The organism is Endozoicomonas sp. SESOKO4 (genome assembly GCF_024606275.1).
In genome coordinates, this window is sequence record NZ_JAHHPS010000366.1 from 1 (window position 1) to 2467 (window position 2467).

A 2467-nucleotide genomic window follows, 5' to 3' on the forward strand; every position below is an offset into this window, starting at 1 on the left:
ACTATTATTTGACAGCAGATCAATGGCAAAAGCACTTAAACCCGGATGACCCGGTCTACATCCAAAGACGCGAAGCCAGACTGGCCGCAAACAAAGCGCTGAAGGCTAAAGGTGCGGTTGAAGAAGCCCCTTTCAACCCTTTACCTGTTCATGTTCTCGCTACGCTGATCAAGAGAGGAATGGCCATCAAACCCGTCGCCTGGAAATCCCTTGAACATCATAAAGAGAGACTGCCTGTATCCTTGCTTGGCAAACTGAAAGAAAGAATGGAAACATCAGGTACAGAATGCCCCGATGAGGTTAAAGAATCGCTGTCCCAATATCTGGAAAACCTTCAATCCAGGGAAACTGAAGCCTCTGAGTCGGTGAGTGAAACGGAACTTCAAAACGTTAACCTGCCAGATGACAAACGAGAAAAACAGGCGTTTGGCAATTTATGGTTAAAGCTCGAACAGACAGAAGTTTTTAGCACCGAAATACTGAACTTGCTGGACGATTATGGGGATGAAATGGAGCTGATGCACACAGTAACCGTCCTTAAAAAAGCCAAGATCGATATCGATAACCACATACTGGAAGGATGGAGGCAACGGGCATGCAGCGAAATAAAGCGGTTAAAAAGGCAAGACCCCTTATTATCAGAGGTTGATCCTGATGTTTATCAGAGTTGTCAGGAATTAGAGTTATTTGATGGGTGTGGGAGTATTTTTTAATAGGCATATGTCTTCCGTCTGACTCAGCAGATTTCTTTAGACTCCTGTCGTTTTATAAAAGCCTCAATTAAGCGAACCCGCTTCTTTAAGTTTGAAGAAAGCTTCTGTCAGGCGAACTCTCTCATTTAAAAAAAACTTTTCGCCAACTCCGATCGTGGCGCACTGACTATCAGGCTGCTATATATTCCGGTGCCAATGAGAGGTCATTCAATGGTCATGAGCCGGATGACGTTAAAATAACGTGTTTTTCCAATAGCGAAGGAGTCCGTGATGCGGATTTTTTTTAAGCCTGAATCTACGAGACGCCAACAAAAAAACCAAACCCTCTGCTTAATGCTCCGACCGCTGCTTCTGTTGATGAGCATAATGTTTGGGGAGTCGCTGCCTGCATTGGGGTTAGTCGGCTCAAGCCCGCCACCAATGCATTTCATTTATACCAATCAGTTGACTGAACCTGTACAAACCAATCCTCATTCGGCTGGGTTTATGCCACTCGCTCACCAATTGCCTCCCCTCCCCATTTGGCCAACGGAGCAAAAACACCGCATTAATTTGATGACCATGTCCCCTGAAATTGTGGAGAACACTTTCACCGATCCACAGCCCCAGCCTGTCCATAACCTTGTTCTCAGCCCTGTTCAAAAATACCTGCAACAAAAAAAGGAACTGCTTCGTAAGCTACGATTAAAACGACAATTATCTACTAATAAAAACCAAACAACACTGGCTCAGGTTTTGTCAAACCGGATCATGGTGATTGAAGCGGATCTTCTGGATCTGGAAAGGTCAGACCCTGCCACGATTGATCCGGGACTGGTTCAAACATGGCTGGCAGATAATGATCAGGAACTCAGTATTTACCGTGAGATCACTTCTGGTAAAGGTTCTGGTCGTCAGGCGGGTTCCGGGAAAAAGGGTCACCCCTCCCGAACGACTGCAGCATCGTCGACTGCGACAACAGGCGGGTCAGGCCAATCCGGCCAGATTTCCCAAGCCGCCGTCCCTGGCCAGGAAACCGATTCAGAAGACGACAGTGGTAGTGGGGGCGATGACCCACTGAAACCCTCGGCTGAGCAGGACACTGGAAGTTCGGTTGCAACTTGTTCGAAGTGTAACAAGCCACTGAATCAACAAGAATTAAAGCGTATAGCTAATGAGGAATCAGCTTCAGCGTTTTTATGTGACAACTGCCCGCCGGGGACTGAGAGTAAAAAAAATGAACCATTGGAAGAAGTAAAAGAGAATATCGAATACGAATTAACCAATGAAGAATTGGAAAAAGTGCAATCCCTGATGGTGGTATTCGAGAAAGAAAACATCACGGTTAAGTACTCTTTTTACAGGCTGCTTGGTTTCGTAGAGAGAAATTCTTTTAATGGTTTCTTCGATAATGCCATTGCTTTTTTTGGGCACCTTACTGAAAGCATCAAAAATACTGACGTGCTGACCGACATGCTGAAGAATAGAAAAGAACATATCTCTGATTTTGTCGAACGTAGCCAGGATGAACTCGCATATTTAGCCAGTTTAAATGTATTAACTTCCTTTGCATCCATGAACAATGGCAAAGGTGTGCCCAAACATGAGGAAGTGAAAGCAATACTGAGCTGGCCGGAATGGAAAGACCAGAATGACAATTTCAATACACAGCTGTTCCTCGCCATCTCGTCTATGAATCATAGCAGAGGCTTTCCCAAACATGAGGAAGTGAAAGCGGTGCTGAGCTGGCCTGAATGGAAAGACAAGAATGGCGA

Annotated in this window: 2 protein-coding genes; both read left to right on the plus strand. The window is 45.4% G+C overall.

From position 1 onward, the window contains the following. Positions 1 to 713 (plus strand): hypothetical protein (locus KDK16_RS07220; protein ID WP_257275356.1); only part of this gene is annotated, 713 nt, incomplete at its 5' end. A 357-nt stretch (positions 714 to 1070) separates the two neighbouring features. After that, on the plus strand, positions 1071 to 2467 hold a 1397-nt coding region (locus KDK16_RS07225), incomplete at its 3' end, for a hypothetical protein (RefSeq protein ID WP_257275357.1).